The 22,630-nt window shown below is 69.3% G+C and carries 16 protein-coding genes; 8 read left to right on the top strand and 8 right to left on the bottom strand.

Annotated elements, in window-relative coordinates:
- Positions 1-215: 215 nt before the first annotated feature.
- Positions 216-797 (top strand): DUF5753 domain-containing protein, encoded by a 582-nt coding sequence (locus tag AB0395_RS15585; protein ID WP_366281026.1) that lies wholly within the window; start codon positions 216-218, stop codon positions 795-797.
- Positions 785-985, top strand: a complete 201-nt coding sequence (locus AB0395_RS15580) for a DUF397 domain-containing protein (RefSeq protein WP_366281024.1) — start codon at positions 785-787, stop codon at positions 983-985. The genes AB0395_RS15585 and AB0395_RS15580 overlap by 13 nt, the downstream gene beginning before the upstream one ends.
- Positions 986-1,147: 162 nt before the next feature.
- On the opposite strand, the gene AB0395_RS15575 is transcribed toward AB0395_RS15580, so the two are convergent.
- From AB0395_RS15575 to AB0395_RS15565, 3 genes are all read right to left on the bottom strand, one after another.
- Complete coding sequence (locus AB0395_RS15575; protein ID WP_366281022.1) at positions 1,148-2,224, bottom strand: hypothetical protein; 1,077 nt, start codon at positions 2,222-2,224, stop codon at positions 1,148-1,150.
- 354 nt (positions 2,225-2,578) lie between these two features.
- Positions 2,579-4,126, bottom strand: a complete 1,548-nt coding sequence (locus tag AB0395_RS15570) for an alpha/beta hydrolase (RefSeq protein ID WP_366281021.1) — start codon at positions 4,124-4,126, stop codon at positions 2,579-2,581.
- A gap of 378 nt (positions 4,127-4,504) precedes the next feature.
- The gene (locus AB0395_RS15565; RefSeq protein ID WP_366281020.1) at positions 4,505-6,052 is read right to left on the bottom strand and encodes an alpha/beta hydrolase; all 1,548 of its coding nucleotides are present in this window, start codon (positions 6,050-6,052) and stop codon (positions 4,505-4,507) included.
- A 420-nt stretch (positions 6,053-6,472) separates the two neighbouring features.
- On the opposite strand from AB0395_RS15565, the gene AB0395_RS15560 reads away from it, so the two are divergent.
- The 4 genes from AB0395_RS15560 (at position 6,473) to AB0395_RS15545 (ending at position 15,007) form a co-directional block, all read left to right on the top strand.
- The gene (locus tag AB0395_RS15560; RefSeq protein WP_366281019.1) at positions 6,473-7,489 is read left to right on the top strand and encodes a class I SAM-dependent methyltransferase; all 1,017 of its coding nucleotides are present in this window, start codon (positions 6,473-6,475) and stop codon (positions 7,487-7,489) included.
- Positions 7,486-9,486: a glycosyltransferase gene (locus AB0395_RS15555; protein ID WP_366281018.1), complete on the top strand. Its 2,001-nt coding sequence runs from the start codon at positions 7,486-7,488 to the stop codon at positions 9,484-9,486. Before AB0395_RS15560 ends, AB0395_RS15555 begins: the two co-directional genes overlap by 4 nt.
- 15 nt (positions 9,487-9,501) lie before the next feature.
- On the top strand, positions 9,502-11,280 hold the full coding sequence (locus tag AB0395_RS15550; protein WP_366281017.1) for a glycosyltransferase: 1,779 nt from the start codon (positions 9,502-9,504) through the stop codon (positions 11,278-11,280).
- Positions 11,281-11,554: 274 nt separating this feature from the next.
- Complete coding sequence (locus AB0395_RS15545; RefSeq protein WP_366281016.1) at positions 11,555-15,007, top strand: CDP-glycerol glycerophosphotransferase family protein; 3,453 nt, start codon at positions 11,555-11,557, stop codon at positions 15,005-15,007.
- Positions 15,008-15,152: 145 nt separating this feature from the next.
- On the opposite strand, the gene AB0395_RS15540 is transcribed toward AB0395_RS15545, so the two are convergent.
- Positions 15,153-16,037, bottom strand: a complete 885-nt coding sequence (locus tag AB0395_RS15540) for an SDR family oxidoreductase (RefSeq protein ID WP_366281015.1) — start codon at positions 16,035-16,037, stop codon at positions 15,153-15,155.
- A 112-nt stretch (positions 16,038-16,149) separates the two neighbouring features.
- Between AB0395_RS15540 and AB0395_RS15535 the strand changes: the two genes are divergently transcribed.
- A complete protein-coding gene (locus tag AB0395_RS15535) occupies positions 16,150-16,713 on the top strand; it encodes a helix-turn-helix domain-containing protein (RefSeq protein WP_366281013.1) in 564 nt (187 codons plus the stop codon).
- Between the two features lie 54 nt (positions 16,714-16,767).
- Here the strand turns inward: AB0395_RS15535 and AB0395_RS15530 are convergent, their stop codons facing one another.
- The 3 genes from AB0395_RS15530 to AB0395_RS15520 all read right to left on the bottom strand — a co-directional run bounded on the left by AB0395_RS15530 (position 16,768) and on the right by AB0395_RS15520 (position 18,514).
- Positions 16,768-17,154, bottom strand: coding sequence for a hypothetical protein (locus AB0395_RS15530; RefSeq protein ID WP_366281012.1), 387 nt, complete (start codon positions 17,152-17,154; stop codon positions 16,768-16,770).
- 329 nt (positions 17,155-17,483) lie between these two features.
- A complete protein-coding gene (locus tag AB0395_RS15525) occupies positions 17,484-17,699 on the bottom strand; it encodes a DUF397 domain-containing protein (protein ID WP_366281011.1) in 216 nt (71 codons plus the stop codon).
- Positions 17,687-18,514, bottom strand: a complete 828-nt coding sequence (locus AB0395_RS15520; RefSeq protein WP_366281010.1) for a helix-turn-helix transcriptional regulator — start codon at positions 18,512-18,514, stop codon at positions 17,687-17,689. Before AB0395_RS15520 ends, AB0395_RS15525 begins: the two co-directional genes overlap by 13 nt.
- Positions 18,515-18,810: 296 nt before the next feature.
- Here AB0395_RS15520 and AB0395_RS15515 point away from each other — a divergent pair, with 296 nt between their 5' ends.
- A complete protein-coding gene (locus tag AB0395_RS15515; protein WP_366281009.1) occupies positions 18,811-19,221 on the top strand; it encodes an ATP-binding protein in 411 nt (136 codons plus the stop codon).
- A gap of 437 nt (positions 19,222-19,658) precedes the next feature.
- On the opposite strand, the gene AB0395_RS15510 is transcribed toward AB0395_RS15515, so the two are convergent.
- Positions 19,659-22,589 (bottom strand): M36 family metallopeptidase, encoded by a 2,931-nt coding sequence (locus AB0395_RS15510; RefSeq protein WP_366281008.1) that lies wholly within the window; start codon positions 22,587-22,589, stop codon positions 19,659-19,661.
- Positions 22,590-22,630 lie beyond the last annotated feature (41 nt).

The following is a 22,630-nucleotide window of genomic DNA, read 5'->3' as shown; positions in this document are numbered from 1 at the left end:
AGGTCGCTGCGCCTCGGAGGGACAAGATCCTCGACGCTGACGAGGCCATCGCCTACGGCTTCGCCGACACGATGGCCGTCTCCCGTAAGTTCGTATGGTTTGGTCAGTATGACCGAAACCGGAAAAGGCCACCTACTGATGATTTCGTCAGAAGGTGTGATGAGGCACTCGAACTCGAAGGAGCGCTCGGGCGTCTCAAGTCGATGATCGACAACATGAACGCCAAGATCCCACCATGGTTCCGGGAGTGGGTGGAGATCGAGCAACAGGCGGAAAGCTTCCGCGCTTGGCATCCGCTCACCGTTCCCGGGCTTCTCCAGACAGAGGGATACGCCCGCGCCATTCTCAGGGGAAAGCCTGGGGTGTCTTCCGCGTCGGCGGAGAACTCACTCTCCTCCCGAATGGAACGTCAAGCGGTTCTGCGGCGTGAGAATCCGCCCATGCTCTGGGTCGTCATCGACGAAGGCGTTCTTCTGCGTCCGGTGGGAAGCGACGAAGTCATGCTGGGGCAGCTCGACCACCTGCTGGAGTCGGCCCAACAACCCCACATCACCATTCAGGTGCTCCCTTACATCGCACGGGCGACCACGGGCCTTCTCGGCGGTTTTGTCATTGCGCAGAGCAAGGGCATGGTGGATACCGTGTACCTGCAATCCGCGCTGCGTGGGCACACCACAGATCAGCCGGGAGAGGTGAGGGAGACGCTGACGTGGTACGAGGCAATCCGAGCCGAAGCCCTGTCCCAGCGCGAGTCCCTTGTCCTGATCGAGGAAAAGAGAAGCCGATGGACGACCTGAACAGGGCCGAGTGGATGAAGTCATCGCTCTCCGGGCCGGACGGCGGTGAGTGCGTGGAGATCGCCATGCTGCTCCAGGGGCGGGTCGGTGTCCGTGACAGCAAGGACAGCGCCGGTCCTGCGCTGGTCTTCGCCCCCGGTGAGTGGACCACTTTCGTCGAAAGCATCAAGGGCGGCCACTTCGGCTGACCTTTTTGGAACGGGCGTGAGTCCTCCGGTGGCCATCCTCGGTCACCGGAGGGCGTGGATGGTACGGCTGGCGCGGTGACCGGGCTCTTTCAGCGGGTTGCGCGCCGTTCATCAGCGCCGGTCCTCCCCGCCTCACTGCTCGCCGTACCGGCGCTCGAACGGTCACCAGTCCCAGCGTTCGAGCGCCTTCTTCTCGTCGTAGCCCACCAGGGCGGCCAGGAGCAGGTAGAGGTCCCTGTCGTTCTGCGTCTTGGCCTTCTTCGCCGCTTCGTACGCGTCGGGCTCGAACTCGGCGTTCACCATGGCGTCCTGCAGCACGCCGATGAGGAAGCCCCGGATGTTCTGCTCGCCATATATGGCGTAGCGGTTCAGCAGGTACTTCAGGTGGTCCTGGTAGGCGAGGAGCACCTTGGGGGGCGCGTCCGTCGAGACCACGATGGCGTCGCTGGGGCCGGCGATGTGGCACCTGGCCCGCTCGTAGACGGCCCTGGTATGGGCGGCGGAGAGGAGGTCCAGCGCGTGCAGGATGCTTTCGAGTGAGCTGTTCTTGCTGGTCAGCGTGTCCTTGGCGGTGAACAGGACGATGCTCAGCTCACCGGTCGCGGTGAGGTCGGCCTTCTTCGAGGTCGCGGCCGTGAAGAACTCCCCCATGTGCTGCGCGATCGTCTGCGAGGACGTGCTGCTGTCGGCGTGGGACAGGTAGGAGATCTTCGCCGTGCGGCTCCACATGGCCAGCACGGTGCAGGTGTGGATACGCGTGGTCCACGCGGAGCCTGCTCCGACGTGGTAGTAGAGCTGGTCATCGTCGAAGTCGGTTTTGTCCTGGGCGTCCTGCTCGATCGACACGCCCAGGCTCGACAGGGGGGAGGGGGCGCTCTCCGCCGGGTCCATGAGGTCGACCCGGCGGCTCTGGGCGCCGATGACGAGTTGGAGCGCGTCCACCCCGCTGACCTCGTCGGCGGTGCCGTAGAACCGGACGCGGGTGCGGTCGGGGTAGGCCCCCCGCAGCGCGGTCTTGAGGGGGACGAGCAGACCCGCCTCGTCGTCGACGGCGTTGTTCGCGATGATCATGCCGGTCAGGCCCGGTGTGATGCTGCCGACGGCCCGGGGTGAGGCGAGCGTGTAGGTCACGAGGGTGCCCACGGGCTGAGTCCTGAGCTCCTGCGGGATGTCATAGGTGCTCCCGGTCTTGAGGTCGCGCAGGACACCTCGGGTCATGAAGATCTTGCCGTTCGGCATGTAACGCTCCAAAACTGAGGGTGACCCGTTTCCGGAAGCCCGGATGATCTACGGGTCTGCGGGGAGGGAACAGGCCCGCTGTGGGCTTTCGCGGGAAATCGCTCGGGTGAGAGCGGCCGGGGGCACGAATGCGGGCGGGCCAATTATGGATGATCCGAACTTCGGAAGAGTAACACCCGTAAGCACCCTCGAATAGTGATGAACGCGAGGCAACCTGAAGCGGATATAACCCGAGAAAGGCGACATTTGACGCATTCAACTTCTTTTAGGTGTCGGGCGGGATAGTCGGGTCCGTGAGATCCCCGGGCTCGCGCGAAGGCGAGCCCGGGGAGGCCAGAAGGGGATCGGGGCGGGTTAGAACAGGTAGGGGAGTCGGCCTGACGTGCCGAGTGGCGGGGTGACGCGTTCCCGGAGCGGGTTGACCTCGGAGGGCGGGACGGCCGGGCAGCGGGCTCCGGGCGTCGGGAGGGTCTGCGAGATCAGGTAGGAGTCGACGGCCCCCGTGGCGCACGCTCCACGCCCGTAGACGCCGTGCCCCCAGCCCTCATAGGTGAGCAGTCGTCCCGAGCGGCCGAGCTGGCGGGCCGTGCTCACCGCCCACGGGTAGACGGTGGCCGGGTCGTGCAGGGAGTTGACGACCAGCAGCGGCGTGTCCGTGTGGACTCGCAGACGGCGCTGCGGGTTGGGGGTCGGGGCCGGTTGTCCGAGGCAGCCGGCGGTCAGGCGGAGCGCGATGGGGCTGAACCGCATGTCGGGCGCGATCTTCGCCAGCCGACGCAGGTGCTCGCGGTACTCGCGGTAGTCACGGACGGGCAGCCGGTAGTCCAGGCAGAAGATCTGGAGCGGGGAGGGGTAGACGTCCGGCGGCCCGCTGAACGGGGCGGGCGGCGGGCCCAGACGCGAAGTCCGGCCGCCGTTGACCTCGGCCAGGAACTGGGAGAAGTACTCCCAGTTGGCGGGATCGTAGAAGAGGCCCGTCGCGGTCTCGATGAGCGTGAACGCGGCCATCGAGGTGCCCTCCTGCCCCGAGAGCCCCGAGAGACTCGGATCGCCGCGGTCGGCGCGGGCCAGCAGTTCGCGCCAGAGCGCTCTGACATCCCCGTCGTGCTGGAGGCAGCGGCTGTCCCGCTCGCACCAGGCCACGAACTCGTTGAAGGCGTCCTGCGCGCCCCAGGCCTCGGTGTCCAGGAAGCCCTGGGTGTCGAGGCTGTGGTCCATGGTGCTGTCGAGTGTGAAGGCGCGGACCCGGCGCGGGTAGCGCTCGGCGTACTGCTGGCCGAGAAGGGTGCCGTAGGAGACGCCCCAGAAGCTCAGCTTCTCCTCACCGAGCGCGGCGCGGAAGGCGTCGAGGTCCGCGGCGGTGCTGATGGAGTCGACGTGGTCGAACAGCGGGCCGGTGCGAGCCCGGCAGTCGGCGCGCAGACGCTCGTTGTAGGCCAGCATTTTGTCGAAGTCGGCCTGGCTCTTCATGATCGGGGGAAGTCCCTGCATCACCAGGTCTATGGAGCAGACCACGGGATGGCTCCGATTGGTGCCGCGAGGGTCGAGGCTGACGACGTCGAAGCGGCGCAGGATCTCGGGGCTGAGGTCCTTGAGGCTTCCGAAGACCATCTCCACCCCCGATCCTCCGGGGCCGCCCGCCCCCAGCATGAGCGCGCCGATCCTGGCGGCCGGATCGGTGGCCTTGTGGCGGGCGACGCCCACGTTGAACGTGCCGCCTTCCGGGTGGTTCCAGTCGATCGGTACGGCGAGCGTCCCGCACTCCACGGCCGGTTCCTCCGGACAGGGCGTCCAGGAAATCACGGCTCCGGCTTCGGCGGTCCGTGTCGTGGCGGCCGCGACCGGCGCGAGGGACGAGAGAGGAATGGCGAGGCCCAGTAACAGGGCGGCTAATCGTCGCATGGACTGATGATCAGTCAAATATGAAAAAATAGGAATAGTGGGGAATTGTGAGCTTTCGGACCACTTGCGAGGTCGGCGAAGCGGGTCTCCGCGTCTTACGGCACTTCATGGAACGCCATGTGGTGTCTGTGTTTCCCGGCCTCGGCCTCCTCGCATTCGTGACAGAGGTGAGACGGGCGGCGAGGTGGCAGGCGTTTCGGACGTCCGAAATCCAGTTGATGGCCGAAATAACGGTTTTTGTGGGGATATTTCTCCGTGCGGAGCTGGTGCCCGATGCCGCTCGTCCGAGGATGAAGTGTGAGCGTCCACCGTGTGTGCTCGTACGCGCGTCCACGACGCGCGTACGAGCGGGGAGAGCGGAAGGGGCCAAGAAAGGGGTCAGAAGAGGGAGGTCCAGCCCAGTGTGCCGGGTCGCCGGGGGCCGAGCTCCTGGAGCCTGTTGGCCTCGTCGGTGGGCGGGACGGCCGGGCAACTGGCTCCCCGCGCCGGGAGGGTCTGCGAGATCAGGTAGGAGTCGACGGCCTGGGTGACGCACGTCCCCCTGTGGTAGGTGATGTGGCCCCAGCCCTCGTAGGTGAGCAGCCGGCCCGAGCGGCCCAGCTGGCGGGCGGTGCTCGTGGCCCACGGGTAGACGGTGGCGGGGTCGTGCTTGGAGTTGACGACCAGCAGCGGAGTGTCCGTGCGGACCCTCAGGTGATGTTGCGGGTTGGGGATCGGATCCGGCTGCCCGAGGCAGGAGACGACCGGCAGGAGCGCCTGGAGGTTGTACCGCATGTCGGGTGCGATCTTCGCCAGGCGGCGCAGGTGTTTGCCGTACTCGCGGTAGTCGCGGACGGGCAGCCGGAAGTCCAGGCAGAGGATCTGGACGGTGTTGGGAGTGACCTCCTCCGTCCTGGCGGCCGCCGGGGGCACCAGGGGCAACGCCCCCTTGGGTGTCGCCCCGCCGGTGTCGAGGGCGGCGAGGAGCTCGGAGAACGGCGGCCAGGAGTTCGTACTGTAGAAGTAGCCCATCGCGGTGTTGACGAGCATGGGCGCGGTCACCTTGGTGTCGGGCTGCTCGGGATCGGGCAGTTCACCGCGATCGGCGCGGGCCAGCAGCCCCTTCCATAGTGCCCTGACGTCCCCGTCGTGCTGGAGGCAGCGGCTGTCCCGCTCGCACCAGGCCACGAACTCGTTGAAGGCGTCCTGCATGCCCCAGGTCTCGGTGTCCAGGAAGCCCTGGGTGTCGAGGCTGTGGTCCATGGTGCTGTCGAGTGTGAAGGCGCGGACCCGGCGTGGGTAGCGCTCGGCGTACTGCTGGCCGAGGAGGGTGCCGTAGGAGACGCCGTAGAAGCTCAGTTTCTCCTCGCCGAGCGCGGCACGGAAGGCATCGAGGTCGGCGGCGGTGCTGAGGGAGTCGACGTGGTCGAACAGCGGGCCGGTGCGGGCCCTGCAGTCGGCGCGCAGACGTTCGTTGTAGGCCAGCATTTTGTCGAAGTCGGCCTGGCTCTTCATGATCGGATCGGGCGCCTGCGCCATCAGGTCCGTGGAGCAGACCACGGGGTGGCTCCGGTTCGTGCCGCGCGGGTCGAGGCTGACGAGGTCGAAGCGGCGCAGGATCTCGGGGCTGAAGTACTGCGGGCCGTAGAGGACCTCCTCAACCCCCGAGTTGCCGGGACCGCCCGGCCCCAGCACGAGCGCGCCGATCCTGGCGGCAGAGTCGGCGGCCTTGCGGCGGGCGACGGCCACGTCGAACGTGCCGCTCGCCGGGCGCTTCCAGTCGATCGGTACGGCGAGCGTCCCGCACTCCGCCGTCGGATCCTCCGAGCAGGGCGTCCAGGAGATCACGCCGCTGGATTCGGCGGCCCGCGTCGTGGCGGCCGTCACCGGCGTGAGAGGGGTGATAGGTATGAAAAGCCCCAGTAACAGGGCCGCGAATTTCCGCATGTCTTGATCATTGGGGGATTTCGGACATGTGGGTATCGGACGAAAGTACGGCCCGACAATCGTTTCTGAGAACGAGGACAGGGGTTCCCGATGGTACGGCGTTCCGGGGAGACGTCTTGTGTCATTCCGCGTTCTCCGCGTCACTGTCGGTGAGTGCCGGACTGTCCCAGTGGAGAGGGTGGCGCCGCTCCTCCTCAAGGGGGCGCGTTTTTCGGTGAGTTTCCCGTGAAATTCAGGGATGAATCCCGGCATTTCCTTATGGTGCGCAAGCCCTTGGCCCGGGCTTCGCAAAGCCCGGGCCAAGCGCGGGCCGCCGCTTTGACGTGGCCACTACGTTATTTTCACAACGTTGCCCGTTGAATGGCCGGTGGGCGCTGAAAGGCGATCCGTGCGGGCAATTTCCCGAAAGGCCGGATACGTATGCCGTCGAAAAGAGTTCCCAGTCGTTCTCTCAAGGTCGCGGCCGGTCTGGCGCTGGCCGCGTCGGCGCTGGCGTACGGCGCGGGTGAGATCGACGCGCGCCTGCCCTCGGTGCTGTCCGCCGGGCTCGTGGCCGGGACGGGGGGCCTGACGCTCATCGCCGTGCGCTCGGTGCTGCGCGTGTCCCGGCGGGGCAACGCGAGGACCAAACGGGCAGGCAGGGCGACGGGCAGGGCGCTCGCCCGTCTTGAGCGCAGGGTCGGCTCGCTGGAGAACGAGAGCGGGGCGCGGCACGCCGAATGCCTCCGCGCCGTCACCAGGTCGCACGATCTGGTCGAGCGCGGGTTCACCCGCGTCGGCAAGGAGTGCCGCTCCCTGGAGAAGGCGATCGACCGCTCGTACGCGCAGCTGGAGGCGTTCACCGACCTGAGGGCGCTCATCACCCCCCGGGCCCCGCTTCCCGCGCTCAGGGGCTGGGCCGCGTCGCCCGACGTGCTGCGGGTGATGGCCGGATGGATCCTCAGGACCAGGCCCAAGATGATCGTCGAGTGCGGCAGCGGGTCCTCCAGCGTGTGGCTCGGCTACGTCGCCGAGCGGATCGGGGCGACGATCGTGGCGCTTGAGCACGAACCGCGCTACGCGGAGGCGAGCCGCGACCTGGTCCGCGCGCACGGGCTCTCCGCCGTCGTCGAGGTGCGCGACGCGCCGCTCGGGCCGTGGGAGAACGAGTCGGAGACCTATCTCTGGTACTCCCAGGAGGCCCTCGCGGGCATCGCGGACGTCGGCCTCATTTTCGTCGACGGGCCGCCCGGCGACACCGGTCCCGACGCGCGCTATCCCGCGCTCCCGCTCCTGCTGCCCCACTGCTCGGAACAGGTCGCGATCTTCCTCGACGACGCCGCGCGGGAGGGGGACAAGGCGGTGAGCGACCACTGGGCCGTTCGCTTCCCCGAGGTCGTCCGTACCGGCTACCCGGCGGAGAAGGGCCTGGACGTGTTCGTCAGGAGCGGCGGATGAACCGCGAACCGGATACGAGGCCTCCCGCTCTCGGCTGTCACATCGGGTTCGAGGGCAGCCCGGCGGCTCTGTCGAGGCTGTGCGAGGAGATCGACGCGACCTGGACCGACCTGGACGTCGTCCCCGCCGATCACGTGATCGCGGCGGCGGAGCGTGCGGAGGAGAACGGGAAGGAGCGCGCGGGGGAGAACGGGAAACGGGCTCAGGAGCGGGGGAAAGAGCAGCGGGAGGACTTCTTCCTCCTCGCGAGGACCCCCGCCGACCTGCGGCGGGCGGTGCCGTACGGGGGCATGCTGCCGCGGGCCCACGCGCTGACGGTGATCGTCGCCGACTCCCCGCCGTGGCGCATGGCGCCCGTGCCCGTCCCGGACGGCGCCCCGTTCTGGCGCACACTGCGCGACATCCGGGTCCGCAGGGGGGAACGGCGCGCCCGCGACTCGGGGCGCCCGCCCGCCTACTCGTGGCGCGTCGATGTGACCTTCGGCAGGCCCGCGCCCGCGGGCGACGTCCTGCGCGCTCTCGCCCGCGGGCTGGGCGGCCTTCCCCGCGAGACGCTGCACACCCCGGTCGTCTCCCTCGCCGGGGTGGGAACCGGCCACTGGCGGCCGGGAGACCCCAACGCCACCCCGGCACCCGTCTCCGGCCCCGTTCCGGCCAGGCGCGACGCGCCGGGATGCGACCTCTCCCTCCGTACGGCAGGCCCGGACGCTCCCGTCTGGCAGGCGGAGACCGCGCCCCTGGTCGACCGCCCCGAACCCGGCGATCCCGCGCCCGGCCGCTTCGGGCCCGACCATCTCGCGCCGATCGATGAGCGGTCCGTCTGTCCGATCGGCTTCCTCCCCACGGCGGACGGCCCCGTCGCCCAGCTGGTCGAGCGGTCGGGGGCGCCCGAGGTGGTCGGGGAGGACGTCGTCGTACGCCTCCCGGTCTCGGGATCCCTCACGGACGTGGACGTCGCCCGCCTGCGCGGGCTCGCGGGCGTCGCCGTCGACCTCGGCGCCGCCTGGAGCGTCCCGCTCGGCGTCGCCCGTGCCGTCTGCGGCCTCGCGGCAGCGGGCGTCCCCGTGGTCGCCGAGCCCGGGGCGGCGTGGCGTGACCTGCTCGGCGGCGAGTTGGCGGCGCTGCTGGACGGGTTCGCCGCGGAACGGCTGTCCGACGCCCTGGTCCGCGAGCAGTACAGCATCAGGCTGCGGCGGTGCGCGCTGGATCTGCACGGTGTCGCGGGCAGGTGGCGCAGGATCGCCGCCGCGAGCGGCCTGAGGCCGCGGGCCCCGCAGACGGTCTCGGTGCTGCTGTGCACGCGGCGGCCCGACATGGTCGGGTTCGCGCTCGAACAGGTGGGCAGGCAGCGGGGACCCGAGGTCGAGGTGATCCTGACGCTGCACGGCTTCCCCGCCGACCATCCGGACGCCGCGGCGGCCCTCTCCGCGTACCGGGGAGCGATCACGGTGATCGAGGCCGACTCGCGCCTGGTGTTCGGGGACGCCCTCAACCAGGCCGCGGAACGGGCCTCGGGGGCCTATCTGACGAAGATGGACGACGACGACTGGTACGGCCCCGACCATCTGTCCGACCTGCTGCTCGCGCAGCGCTACTCGTCCGCCGACCTGGTCGGCTCCGCGCCAGAGTTCGTCTACCTGGAGCGGATCGGTGTCACCGTACGCCGTGACCTGGCCACGGAGACCTACACCGGCATCGTGGCCGGCGGCACCATGCTGATGTCCCGCGCGGCGTTCGACAACGCGGGAGGGTTCCGGCCGATTCCGCGCACCGTGGACGGCCAGTTGCTGCAGTCGGTCGCGGCGGCCGGGGGAAGGGTCTACCGCACCCACGGCTTCAACTACATCCTCCGGCGCAGGGAGGCCTCCGGTCACACGTGGCAGGAGCCCATCAACGCCTTTCTCCGGTCGTTCAGGCGGCAGTGGAGGGGGCTCCACGCCAATCCGCTGATGGAAATGGAAGGGCTCTCCGCGACCGGAGAGCGTGACGAGGCATAGATGAAGGTGTCGACGATGAACATGCAGGACGTGCGCGTCCATCCGGCGAGGGGAGCGCAGCCGCTGATCCGGCTCAACGACTTCGGCGCCGTGACCCCTCCAGCGCTGGGCGCCTGGACTCCCAGCAGGACCGTGAGCGTCGTCATCCCCGCGTACGGCTCCCGCAGCCTCCCACTGACCCTCGCGAGCCTGGCCGCGCAGAGCTATCCCGGCCACCTGATGGAGGTCGTCGTCGTCGACGACGGCAGCGAGCCCGCGCTACGGCTTCCCGAGATCGTCCCCGAGCACACCCGGATCGTGCGGAGTCGCCCCGGGGGATGGGGGCGTGCGTGGGCCTGCAAGACCGGGGTCGACGTGGCGGACGGGGAGGTGATCCATTGGCTCGACGCCGACATGGTCGTCTTCCGCGAGCAGGTCGAGGCGCAGATGCGCTGGCACCACCTGGCCGACTACTTCACCGTGCTCGGCAGGCTCAAGATGGTCGCGACCTGGGACGCGGATCTCGGTCCCGCCGAGGTGCACGCCGCGGTGAGCGCGGACGCGACGGAGAAGCTGTTCGAGGTGGAGGGCGCCGAGGGCGCCGAGGGCACGGCGCCCCCGGGACACGCCGGACACGCCGGGGGCGCCGGGGGCAACGTCACGGAGACCTGGAGCAGCGAGTACATAGAGCAGACGAGGGGGTTGCGGGAGGCGGGGTTCGACGCGTTCAAGGTCCACGTCGGCGCGAGCGCCTCGCTACCCGCCTCGCTGTTGCGCGCCGCGGGGGGAATGGACACCTCCCTGGTCCTCGCGGAGGACACCGAGCTCGGCTACCGCCTGGCGCAGGCGGGCGCGGTCTTCGTCGCGGACGGGGAGTCCCGCAGCCGCCACCTGGGGGCGTCCACGATGATGCGCAGGGAGCGGGAGGTCAAGCGGCACAACTGGGTCTTCCTCGCCAACCGGGTTCCCAGCTACCGCTGGCTGCGCAAACACCCCGCCAGGCAGTGGGAGGTCCCGTTCGTCGAGGTCGTGGTGACGGTCGGCGACGCGTCCTACGAGCAGGTCCGCGCCACGGTCGACGGGTTCCTGCGCGGCGCGGTCGCCGACGTCAGGGTCGCCGTCGTGGGGCCCTGGACGGCCGTTCCCGGCGGGCGCCGCGCCCCGCTCGACGACCCCGACATCGACCTGCGGCTCATCCACGAACTCTACGCGCACGACGGCCGGGTCGACCTGGTGGAGAGCGTGGCGGAGAGCCCCTTCCCCGCCCCCTTCAGGTTCGTGTGCCCGCCGGGCTGGGTGCCCGGGGCCGACTGCCTGCACCGGCTCACCCGGCTCGCGAACGAGGAGGAGTACGGGCTCGTCTCACTGGCACTGGCGGAGGGCGGCGGGAAGGACCCCGGAGGGCGTGACGGGGTGGTCGCGGCCAGGCTCGAACGGACCGCCGCGTTCAGCCGCGCCCGGATGCTCGTGACGGGCCGCGGCGCCTCCGACCTCGAGGAGGTCGTGGACGCCGCCTTCGGCACGCAGTGGCTCGATGGGGAGACCTGGGGGCTGCTGGCGATGGAGGCGGTCGAAGAAAGCCCACCCCGGATCTCCGACAAGGCCAGGCGGTGGAGGAAGAAGGCACTGCGCTGGAAGCGGAGGACGGTGCTGCTGCAGGGCAGGCTCGACCGCACACCGGCGCGGCGCCTCAGAAGGGTCTTCGGAAAAGGACTCAGAAAAGGACTCGGGAGAGGGCTCAGAAAAGTGCTCTCCGTCGCGGGCATCCGCCGCAGCAGGCGGTCCCGCTCCCGCGGGGGGAGCCGTCCAGGATGAGAAACGGCCAGACGACGTCCATCAGGACGGGACCCGGTCCGGAGACGTCCGGTGTCGTGACCGGAGACGTCCACCGGGTCACGCGCCGCTCGTCGGCGCCGGTCGGGTTCGCGTCACCGCTCGCCGTACCGGCGCCGTGGGACACCGTGAGCGCGGGGAGGGCGTGTGTTCCCGCTGATCGTCGTCACCCGGATCGGTCGCCTGTTCTTCGGTCGTCCCGGATCCGTTCCAGCTCGTTCCAGCCATGGGGGTCGACACCTTGCCAGGACTGAGTGTGATCGTTCCGATCTACGATGTGGAGCCGTACCTCGCGGCCTGTCTGGAATCGCTCGCCTGCCAGACGTGGCGGGACATCGAGGTCGTCATGGTCGACGACGGGTCTCCCGACGCCAGCGCGGAGATCGCCGCGGGTTTCGCCGAGCGGGACGGGCGGTTCGTCCTCGTCAGCCAGGCCAACGCCGGGCTCGGCGCGGCGCGCAACGCGGGCCTGCGGGCCGCGTCGGGGGAGTTCCTCGCCTTCGTTGACAGCGACGACATGCTTCCGACACACGCCCTCGAGACCATGGCGGCCACCCTCGCGGAGACCGGGTCCGATCTCGTCACGGGGAACGTGCACCGGTTCAACGGCCGGGGCGCGTGGCAGTCGAACATGCACAGGGACACCTTCGCCGAGCGGGTCACGCGGACCCATGTCACCCGTGGGGAGACCCTGCTGAGGGACCGTCTGGTCACCAACAAGCTGTGGCGGCGGTCGTTCTGGGAGGAGCACGGTTTCCGGTTCCCCGAGGGTGTGCTCTACGAGGACACCTCGGTCGCGCTGCCCGCCCACTTCCTCGCCACCGCCGTCGACGTGCTCGCCTGCCCGATCTACCTGTGGAGGGAGCGGGACGGCGACTCCCTGTCGATCACCCAGGACCGCACACACGTGAAGGGCGTCGAGGACCGTTTCGCCTCGGTCACCTCGGTGCGGCGTTTCCTGCTCGGTGCCGGTCGCGCCGCGCACGTGCCCGCCTGGGACCTGACCGTGCTCGACGGCGACCTGCCGGTGTTCCTCCAGGCGCTGGAAAGGGGCGGGGAGGCGTTCCGTGAGTGTTTCCTCGACCTGGCCGGGGAGTACCTCGACGCCGTCGATCCCCGGGTGCTCTCCCGGCTGCCCGCGCCGAAACGGGTGAGGTGGCAGCTGGTGCGGGAGCGCCGGCTGCCCGAGCTGTTCGAGTTCCTCGAGTGGGAACGGACGGTCCCGCCGGACGCCAAGGTCGTCAGGCGCCTGCACCGTCACCATCTCGCCGCCCCGGTGCCGCTGCCGTCCAAGGTCACCCGGCTCCGCCATGAGCTGGAGCCGAGGCAGCGGATCGACGATGTCCGCTGGGAGGGCGGAAGGCTCTGCGTGCAGGGCAGGGTGACGCTGAGATACCTCAGCCCGCAGGAGCACAGGCACCAGCACGTGTTCGCCTGGTTCGTGCGGGAGGACACCGGGCGCGGGTTCAGGGTCCCGGTCACGGTGTTCAGTGCCCCCTCGCTGGTTTCCCGCGAGTCGGAGGACTGGTGCGGTTTCCGGTTCGCCGTCGACGGCGACAGACTGGCGGGCGCCGAGACGACCTGGCGCGTTGACCTGTGGGTCGTGCACCGGGGCATGCTCAGACGCGAACGGCTGAGAAGGCAGGACTCGCACCAGGGGCCGCCGCTGGAGCACCACGGCCCGCGGCGGGGGGTGCGGGTCTGGCCCCACTGGACGGACTCGGGGGAGTTTCGCGTCCGCGTCGAACGGGAGCGGGTCCTGGCCACGGAGTGCACCCCGGACGGCGATCGGCTGCTGCTCGCGGGCCGCGTCCTGGAGGACCTCGGCCCCGACCCCGTGCTGCGCGTGTCCCGCGCCGAGGGCGGGCTGGTCCGCAGGCATCCGCTCAGCGTGTCCGGCGGGAGCTTCCGCGCCGCGATCGACCTCGGGGAACTGCTCTCCTCCCGGCTTCCCGCGCTGCCCGCGTCGAGTCCGGAAGCCGGGATCCTCGACAGGACGACCGAGTGGCGGTTCGAGGTCGAGGGCGCGGGCTCGGTGGCGGCGGGAGGCGCCGGGTGCCGTCACGTCCACGCGGGCCGGGACCTCACCGTCGGCGCCTGCGCCTCCGGCGCCCTCGTGCTGCGGGAGCACGCCTCCGCCTTCCACGTCCAGCGCGCCGAGTGGACCGGGGAGGGCGACCTGGAACTGGCCGGGACCGCGGTCGGTGAGGAGCCCGCGCACCTGGTCGTGACCTCGCGCAGCCGGTTCGACGAGCATCTGTTCCCGCTGCGCGTGTCCGGCGGGCGCTTCACGGTCACGGTGACGCCGCGGGAGGTCGTCTCCCTCGCGGGGCGGCTGCCGCTGCCCTCCGGCACGTACGGCATGGCCGTACGTGCCGCAGGACGCGAGCGGCGGATCGTGGCCAGCCTGGACGCGCCGGTGACCCACACCTCCCCGCACCGAGAGGTCGTCTTCGAGACCGGGCAGGAGGGCGTCCCCGAGCTCGTCGTCGGCGGCGACCTGCGCGGCGAGGCGCAGGACCCCAAGGCGAGGCGGACACTGCGCGACCGGCTCCACGCCCGGCTGCGGCAGGAGGAGCCGCTTCGCGAGGCCGTCTTCTTCGACAGCCACGGCGGCAGGCGTTTCTCCGGCGACCCCAGGGCGATCTACGAGGAACTGCACCGCAGGGGGGCGGACCTGGAGTTCCTGTGGCACGTCAGGGATGGCCAGGTGGCGCTGCCCGACGTGGTCACTCCCGTCCCGACGTCCGCGCGTGAGCACTTCGAGGCACTGGCGACCTGCAGATACGTCGTCACCAACGCCTATCTCCCGAAGTGGTTCCGGCGGCGGGAGGACCAGGTGGTCGTGCAGACCTGGCCCGGGGCGACACCCAAGCGTGTGGGCTTCGACATCGACAGGGGGCCGCTGGCCGACCCCGCCCACCGGGAACGGCTGGCCAGGGAGGTCGGGCAGTGGAGCCACCTGGTCTCACCCGGCCCGTGGAGCACGCGGACGCTGTGCTCCGCCTTCCGCTTCGAGGGGGAGGTGCTGGAGACGGGCAGCCCGCGCGACGACGCCCTGACCCGTCCGGGACCCGTCGCGGCGATCCGCGAGAGGATCGGCCTGCCCGAGGGCAGGAAGGTCGTCCTGTACGCGCCGACCTGGCGTGACGACAGATACCACGGCAGGGGCCGTTCCCGGTTCGACCTGCACCTCGACCTGTACAGGCTGTGGAGGGGGCTCGGCGAGGACCATGTGGTCCTGGTGCGCAGGCATCCGAACACCTTCGACCGGGTCCCCCAGGTTGGCTCGGGCTTCGTCTTCGACGTCTCCGCCTACCCCGACATCCGGGACCTCTACCTGGTGGCCGACGTGCTCGTCACCGACTACTCCTCCGCGATGTTCGACTTCGCGGTCACCGGACGGCCGATCCTGCTGTACGCCTACGACCTGGAGCACTACCGGGACGAGGTCCGCGGCTTCTCCTTCGACCTGGAGACACTGGCGCCGGGACCGCTGCTGCGCACCGCAGGGGAGGTCGCGGACACGATCCGCGACCTCGACCGGGTGGCGGCGGACCACGCGGAGCGCTACCGGGCCTTCACCACCGACCTCCGCCCGCCCGCCGACGGCAAGGCGGCGGCCCGGATCGTCGACCAGGTGTTCGGGCCCGGGACCGGGGTCGACATCCCCCGCCAGTCCCGGGCCATCCACGACCACCTGCAGTGACCGTCACCCGGGACGGGTGAGACGTCCGCCGGCCGGGGCGCGGACGGCCGGCGGCGACGCTCTTCCGCGGCCACCGCATGATCTTCCGTCTCACCCCACCTGGATGATCACAGCGGTGGCCGTCTGTTTCCCAATGGTCCCGGTCTCATCCCCCCGACGACACCAGGCCGGCTCTCAGCGCGTCCAGGTTGGCGGCCAGGAACTCCTCGAACGTGCGTGGCCTGTCGCCGGTGAGGTCCTGCACCGATGTCGTCGTGGTGGCGAGAGAACCGTTCGCCACCGCCTGCGACAGCGCGGCGACATCGTCGGCGAACCGCGGCGGGAGGCCCTGAGCTTTCAGCGCGGCGGAAAGCCGGTCCGGCGACAGGTCGACGTACTCAACGGTTCTTTCCAGCGCGGCGGAAAGCCGCTGCGCGATCTCGGCCTGGGTGAGCGCTTCCGGGCCGGTCAGCACGAAGGTCTCGCCGTGGCCGTACGGCCCGGTCAACAGTACGGCCCCGCAGGCGGCGATGTCGTGGCAGTCGATGTAGGACACGGGGCTGTCCCCGAAAGCGCCGACGAGCTTCCCCTCCTCGGTGAAGGCGCCTGCCCCGGTGATGAAGTTCTGCATGAATCCGCTGGGCTGCAGCAGCGACCAGCCCAGTCCGGACGCCTTGAGGTATTGCTCGATCTCCCAGTGCGCGCCCTCGGCGAGCCTTCCGCCTTCGTGGGCGTGCCAGACGGACACCTTCACGATCCTCGACACGCCGGCGACCCGTGCCGCGTCGATGGCGGCCCGCTGCTGCCGGATCATCGGCTGCTCTCCGGACACCGGCTGCGCCCCGGCGGCGTTGAGGAACAGGCGGTCGACGCCCTGCATCGCGGCGGCGAGGGAGTCCGTGTCGTCGAAGTCGCCGACGACGACATCGCAGTCCAGCGCGCTGCCTTTGGCCTCGTCGCGGACCAGCGCCTTGAAGGGCACTCCATCCCGCTGGAGACGCCGGACCAGCTGTGTGCCGATGGATCCGGTGGCACCGGTTACCAAGATCATGGGTAGTTCTCCCGCCGGGGGCGCGTTCATGACATGGCGCACCCCTGCAATAAACTGAGGTTGCCTCGAAAACAATATACCGAGGCAGCCTCGAATTAACAGGGACTCCCACATGAGCACCGGCAGCCGCCGCCCCCGCGCCGACGCGCGGCGCAACTACGAGCGCCTTCTGGCCGAGGCCGACTCCGCCTTCCGCGAGCGCGGCACAGAGGCGTCACTGGAGAGCATTGCCCGCCGGGCCGGAGTGGCCATCGGCACGCTTTACGGGCATTTCCCCAACCGCCGCGCGCTGGTCGGCGCGCTGCTCCGGGACCGCAACGACGCCCTGTTCGCGTTCGGTGAGCGGTTGCTCGCCCACCCGTCGGGGACAGAGGCCCTCGCCGACTGGGTGCGCGCGGTCGTGGAACACGCCGCCACCTACAGCGGGCTGGCGGCCATGCTGGCCAACGGCCTTGACGACGAGGCGTCGGAGTTGCACGCGTCCTGCGTGCGGATGGCCGACATCGGCGAGCGTTTGATCACGCACGCTCGGGGGAGCGGAGCCGTCCGCCCCGATGTGACAGGAACGGATGTGTTCACCCTGATCAACGCCGCCGCCTGGGTCCGCGAGCAGACATCCCACGAGGACGCCGATCGCCTGGTGCGCCTCACCCTGGACGGGCTCGCCCCCCGCTGACGGAACCACGCTGACCCCTACCGGGGCCCAAAGGTCTCACGTTGTTTTTGCGATCTACGCCGGCAGGTCCCAGGCCGGTCCGGTGCCGATTTCCAGCGCCCTGTCCCCCTCGCTGATCCCGGCGGCTTCCAGCATCAGCACGATCAACCCCGGGAAGGTGGACGACGAGGTGGGCCGCACGATGACCACCGGTCCGGCCGCGTCCTCGGCCATTACTCCGTCGATCTGGGTCACCCACGTCTCGTCGGTGTATGCGAGGGCAAGCCAGTCGTCGGTGCTCATCTCGGACCGTCGTACGGGAGTCCAGCCGCGCTCGGGTTCGTACCGGTAGACGGCGTCGCCCAGGAAGAGTTCGCGGGGCACCGCTTCCAACGCCGTGTGCCAGTCCGTGGAGCCGATCGCGTTGGCCAGCTTACGACGAAGCTCGGCTGCCAGGTTCATGTGAACCATCCTTCCAGCAGGGTGTCGGCGACAGCTTCGGCCATCGCGGATGAATCAGGCAGCCATCCCCACTGCCCGTTGGGGTTGCACTCGATAAATGTCCAGGTTTCCGGGTTCTGTCTGTTCCCGTCGCCGACTCCTAGGGCGAAGTCGAAGCAGAGGCGCCGGCGGACAGTTCCCGCAGGGAGAACAGGTCTCCACGACGCTAAACCGGACCGTTCATGCACGCCAGGCGTACTACCTGTTTGAGGTAAGCCACACATGTGTGTGACCTGATGTAATACGAGAACCCCCGGCCAAGTGGCCGAGGGCTCATGTCGTTTGTCGGACTAGAAGTCGAACTCGCCCTTCTTGGCGCCGTCGATGAAGGCATCCCACACACCCGCACTCACCACGAACGGTGCCTGGCCGGGGGCCTCAGTGTCCCGCAGACCGACTCGGCCACCCGACAGAGGGGCGACCTCGATGCAGTTTCCGTCGTTCGATCCGGACTTGGTGGCCTTGCGCCAGGCGGCGGTCTCCAGCTCAACGCTCAGGTCGTCCATACCCTCACCATCATCTCTCTGATCATGTTTGTTGAGGCGTGTTGTGAGTGTGCGTCGCCGCGGATCGTCTCATATCTGAGATTAACGGCCTGAATCTCCTCCGGGCGATCGGTTACATGTCCGGTGCCTATCGACTCCAAGTAGGCCGTGTCCTGTGCCCCCCGGAGTTGAGCTATGGCGAATCCACCCAGAAGCCCAGTGGTGGCGCCGAGGTCGAAGGGGACGATCTGGATGCTGACGCGCGGGGACTCCAGCATCTCCAAGAGGTGTTCGAGCTGGCGGCGCATGACCTCACGGCCGCCGATGGGGCGTCTGAGCACACACTCGTCGATCACCGCCCAGTACATCGGCGGATCGGCGCGCTGGAAGATCTTCTGCCGTGCCATCCGGATGGCCAGCGCCTCCTCCACCTGGTCGGGGGTCGCTCCGGGCCTGCCGCTGATGACCGCTCTGGCGTAGTCCTCCGTCTGGAGCAGTCCCGGGAGCACGAGTGGTTCCCAGGAACGGATGGCGTGGGCGTCGCCCTCGATCTCCAGCCAGGTGCGGAACCACCGTGGCGAACCTTCCCTGGTGAGATCCGGCCAGTGCTGGAGCAGCTCGCCCCGGAGGCCGAGCGCCTCTTCGCAGCGCTCGATGAAGATGCGTGAGGGGCGTCGGGTGGCACGTTCCACCTGCCCTATCAGACTGTCGCTGAAGCGCATTCTCCTGGCCAGCTGCTCCTGGGTCCATCCTGCTGTCTCTCTGCGTTTTCGCAGTTCGTAACCGAAAAGGGCCAGCGGGCCTGTGTCCGGATTCAGCTCCTTGGGGGCGGGCATGGCGGCTCCGTACAACAGGATCCCACCGCAGCCGAACTCATCGAATCTTTTGCGGTGCGGATCTGTCCGGTAGGTGTGCTGCGAGTTTCGCACAAAAAACCAGCTCGTTAAGGGCACTCTCGGAAAAGCCCGCCGGAAGAAAGGCGGAGGCATTGGCTCTGTCACACAGCCCAAACGAATTTTCGTACTACCTTTGGACGGGCTGGACGAGCGAGGTGATACCAATTATTAACGGACATTTCACGTGGGAAGAAACGCTACTGGGAGAGGTTCTCCTGGAGAACACCCTCGCGTCGGTGGGGGTCGCGAGAGCCAAGGCGTTGGACATCGTCGGTCGAGACCACTCCGCAAAGGACGACATTCTGCTGATCGTTTCTGAACTGGTCGCCAATGCCGTGGTCCATGCCGACAAGGGACGCCCCGGAGCCCTGATACGCCTTCGGCTCGCCACCACCAAGGACCTCCTCATCGTGGAGGTCCACGATCCCGGTTCGCTCGTCGGCGCACCACGGATCAAGGAGAACCAAGACGTGTACGCCGACGGAGGACGGGGCCTTTACCTGGTCTCGCTCATCTGCGAGGGCCGGTGGGGAACCAGCCTTCTGGCCGGAGGGCGGGGACGTCTCGTGTGGGCGGCCCTTCCGCAGACGGATCGAGCCCCTTCGGCGTACGAGGTCATCGCCGCTCGAAGGCGGACGGCCGCGTAACGCCGGCGACCACGGTCCCGGTACCCCGAAGCTCCCCCGGTAGGGCGAACCTTCCCCAGGCCGGTCACCCCCGGACCGGCCGCTCTACCGGGGGCCCACCGTGAGAGGTCCCTCGAACACCGATCGCCGGGGCGCCGACGCGGGCCTCGGGTGCGAAGAACACCGCACCCGAGGCCCGCGTCGAAGCGGATTCAGGAGGTGCTTCCCGGATCAGGCCCCAGGCCAGCCCTGACGGGACCGGCCTGGATGCCCCCTTCCCGGGACTGGGTTTTGGCTTGGGCGCGCCGGTGTCCGGACTGAGGAGTGAAGAAGCGAAGCGGATGAGCGACGAGGGAAGACACCGGCTCTGGGGCGCCCAAGCCCGCGACGCCGAAGGTGTCGCAAATAAGCACAGCCCGCGACGCCGCCAGGCGTCGCCATCAACACAGCCGCGATGACTAGCGCGAGAACGCCTGGAACTCAGCCGCCCTCAGCTGGTCCTTGAACGCGCTCGCGGTGGCGCAGTCGGTCGAGGAGTTGGGGTCGTTGTCCTGCTCACCGGCGTAGAGCGGGTTGCCGGTGCACTGGGTCGACAGGGCCCGCAGGGTCAGGTGGGTCGCCTTGGTCGTGGGGATCCTGAAGGACTTGATGATCAGGTCGGCGCCGCGGGGGCGCGGAAGGCGGGTCTGGAAGGCGTCGGCGGGGCTGGTGTAGACGACCGAGTACGACGCGGGGGAGGAGCAGTCCTTCTTGGTCGCGTCGCAGGCCAGGACCTCGAAGGAGCGCAGGGCGGTGAAGCGGTTCTGGGTGCCGGGGTCGGCGGGGTCGTTGATGTTCGGCCTGAGCAGGGCGCTGACCTGGACCCTGCGGATCGAGACCGGTTCGGTCCCGGCCAGGTCGACGGTGACGGACCTGCCCTTGACCGGTCCGGTGAGCGAGGCCCAGTCGGTCGCCTCCGTCTCGTCGATCAGCTTGGCCTGGTTGACGCCGTCGCCCGAGGCCGTCGCGCCCAGGGCGGCGGAAGCGTGGTTCTTCGGCAGCGCCAGCGGCAGCGTCAGCTTCCCGCCGGGCCGTACCGTGAGCTCGAGCCGGGTGTGCCCGAAGCCGTTGCCGACGACCAGGAAGCCGTAGGTGCCCGGGGTCAGCTCGGCGGTGTCGCCGAGAGCGGTCGCGGGGTCGGTGTCGGCCACCGGTACGGCGCGGCCCTCGTAGTCGCCGACGTAGAGCCGTAGTGCCGCGTCCTCGGTGTCGAACAGCGGCTTCAGTTGCACCTCGCCGTTCTTGCCTGCGGGGTTGACGAAGCTCGGCGTCGGGTCGGGGTCGTTGGCGTCCTTGCTCGCCGCGCCCTCGCCGAGGCCGTGCTCGGCGAACGCCCGCCACATGATGTCCTTGTCCTTGCCTCCGAAGCGGATGGCGTCGGCCGCCAGCAGCGCGTCGCGGTGGTCGACGTAGCTGACCGCGCCGGAGGCCATCAGCAGCAGCGCGTCGAAGGAGACCTGCGCCCAGCGGCGGTTGCCGGGACACTTGCCGATCGGGATCCTGCCGTCGGCGCACGCCCGCTGCTGGGCGGGGGTGCCCTTGCCGTACCTGTCGATGAAGGCCTTGCGCACGTCGTACTGGGTGGCCGTCCAGATCTCGCCGTCGGCGTGGACCTGCTGGCCGACCAGGTCGTAGGCGATGTCGCTGTAGTTCAGCGGGGAGGCCGACATGTCGTAGTTGCGGATGCCGGACTTCTTGTCGCCGGTGACGTAGCCGCCGGTGACGTACGGCGTGTCGCCCGCGGGGCGGAAGCCGTTCTCGAAGAGGTACTCCATGGCGAACAGGTCGGAGGTGCTCTCGTTCATGGCACCCGCCTGGGCCCCGCTCCACCCGGCGTCGGGACCGCCGACCATGCGGCCGGAGATCGCGTGGGTGTACTCGTGCCCGATCACCGACATGTCGTAGTCGCCGTCGACGCACGGCGCGTAGAACGCGCCCGCGAGCGGCTGCCAGAGGTACATGTTGGTGATCGGCGCGACCCCGTCGGGGCCGGTGATCTGGTTGGCGTTGTCCCGCACGGTGAGGTCTCTCGCGCCCGCCTGGGCATTGCCCTGCTCGGGGTCGGCGCCGAGGCCGCCTCGGGTGCCGTTGTCGTTCTGCATGTTCCATGCGGTCTCGGTGAAGCCGAGACGGTAGGACCAGTCGTGCATCCGGTTGTGCATGACGTGCAGGTTGGCGATCGCCGCCTCGAGGTCGGCCTCGCCTGGCTGGTCGAACGTGGCCGGGGCGCACTTGGCCGTGTACCACTTGTTGGTCCACGGGTAGGCGTACTCGCGGCTGGGCGTCAGCACGTTGCCGCGGGTGCCGACGGTGTACGGGTCGCCGCTCGCGCGGTTCTCGAAGGTCTTGGCGGAGTTGCCGACGCTGGATCCGCTCGGGGTGTCCGTGGCGTGGTCCACGTCCCACGCCTTGCCGGTCGCGGCGTCGCCGACGGGGGCCTGGTCGCAGCCGGGGCCAGGCTTGAGGCACCAGGTCGCGCGGGTGTCGGTCGAGGAGTAGTCGCCGGGCGGGTTGGCGGTGAAGCCCTTCCACCGCGGGTTGTCCGGCTGGAAGTCGTGGTCGACCAGGTTCTCACGGGTCAGGATCCCGCCGCTGACCGCGTCCACGTGGGTGGTGTACGCGGCGGCCTCGCCACCGCCACCGCCGATCAGGGTGATCTGGAAGGCGTTGTGCGTGCCGTCGGGCGCGGGCACGGCGACCTGGGTCACCTTCTTCACGCTCGCCGTGGCGAGGTCGATGCCGCCGTCCCTGGCCGCGATCTCCAGCGCCTGCTGTGCGGTGATCTTGGCGGCGGGCGGCGGGGCGCTCGACCGGGAGAGGGTCGAGGTGACGTGCAGGACCTTGCCGTTCGCCACGCCGATCGCGACCTGCCCGTCGACGCCCGCGGGCAGGTCACCGAACCTCTGCCGCAGCAGTACGGCGTGGCCCTCCCCGACGGGGTTGACCGCGACCTTCTCCAGGGCGTCGACGGCCTCAGCCGACAGGCCGAAGAGGGGTTCGTTGGCCTTGAGGTAGGCGCGGGCGGCCTGTTCCGGGTCGGAGCCCAGGCCCTCGGCGAGGGGCGCTACACCGCTCTCCGCACCGGTGTCGGCGCCGGTGACGACCGCGGGGGTGCCCAGGCTGTTCCATCGGATCGTCGCCGCGTTCGCGGCCTTGGCGAGCAGGGCGGGGGGAGGGACGCTGCCCCGCCGGTTGTCCAGGTCGGGCTTCTCGTGCTCCTCGGCCTGGAAGTCGTGTGCCTTGGGGGGTTGCCCGCCGGGCTGTGCCTGGGCGAGTCCCGGGAGGGGAAGTGCGAGTGCCGCTGTCGCGGCCGCGATGACGGTGATGCGTAACCAGGGTTTGGTCGACACCGATCCTCCTGCGCAGAGATGGCCGTCGTTGGCCATGCCAC

The sequence above is a fragment of the Streptosporangium sp. NPDC051023 genome (genome assembly GCF_040689595.1).
In the GTDB taxonomy this organism is placed as follows: domain Bacteria; phylum Actinomycetota; class Actinomycetes; order Streptosporangiales; family Streptosporangiaceae; genus Streptosporangium.
This window is presented reverse-complemented; position numbering and strand designations above follow the sequence as displayed.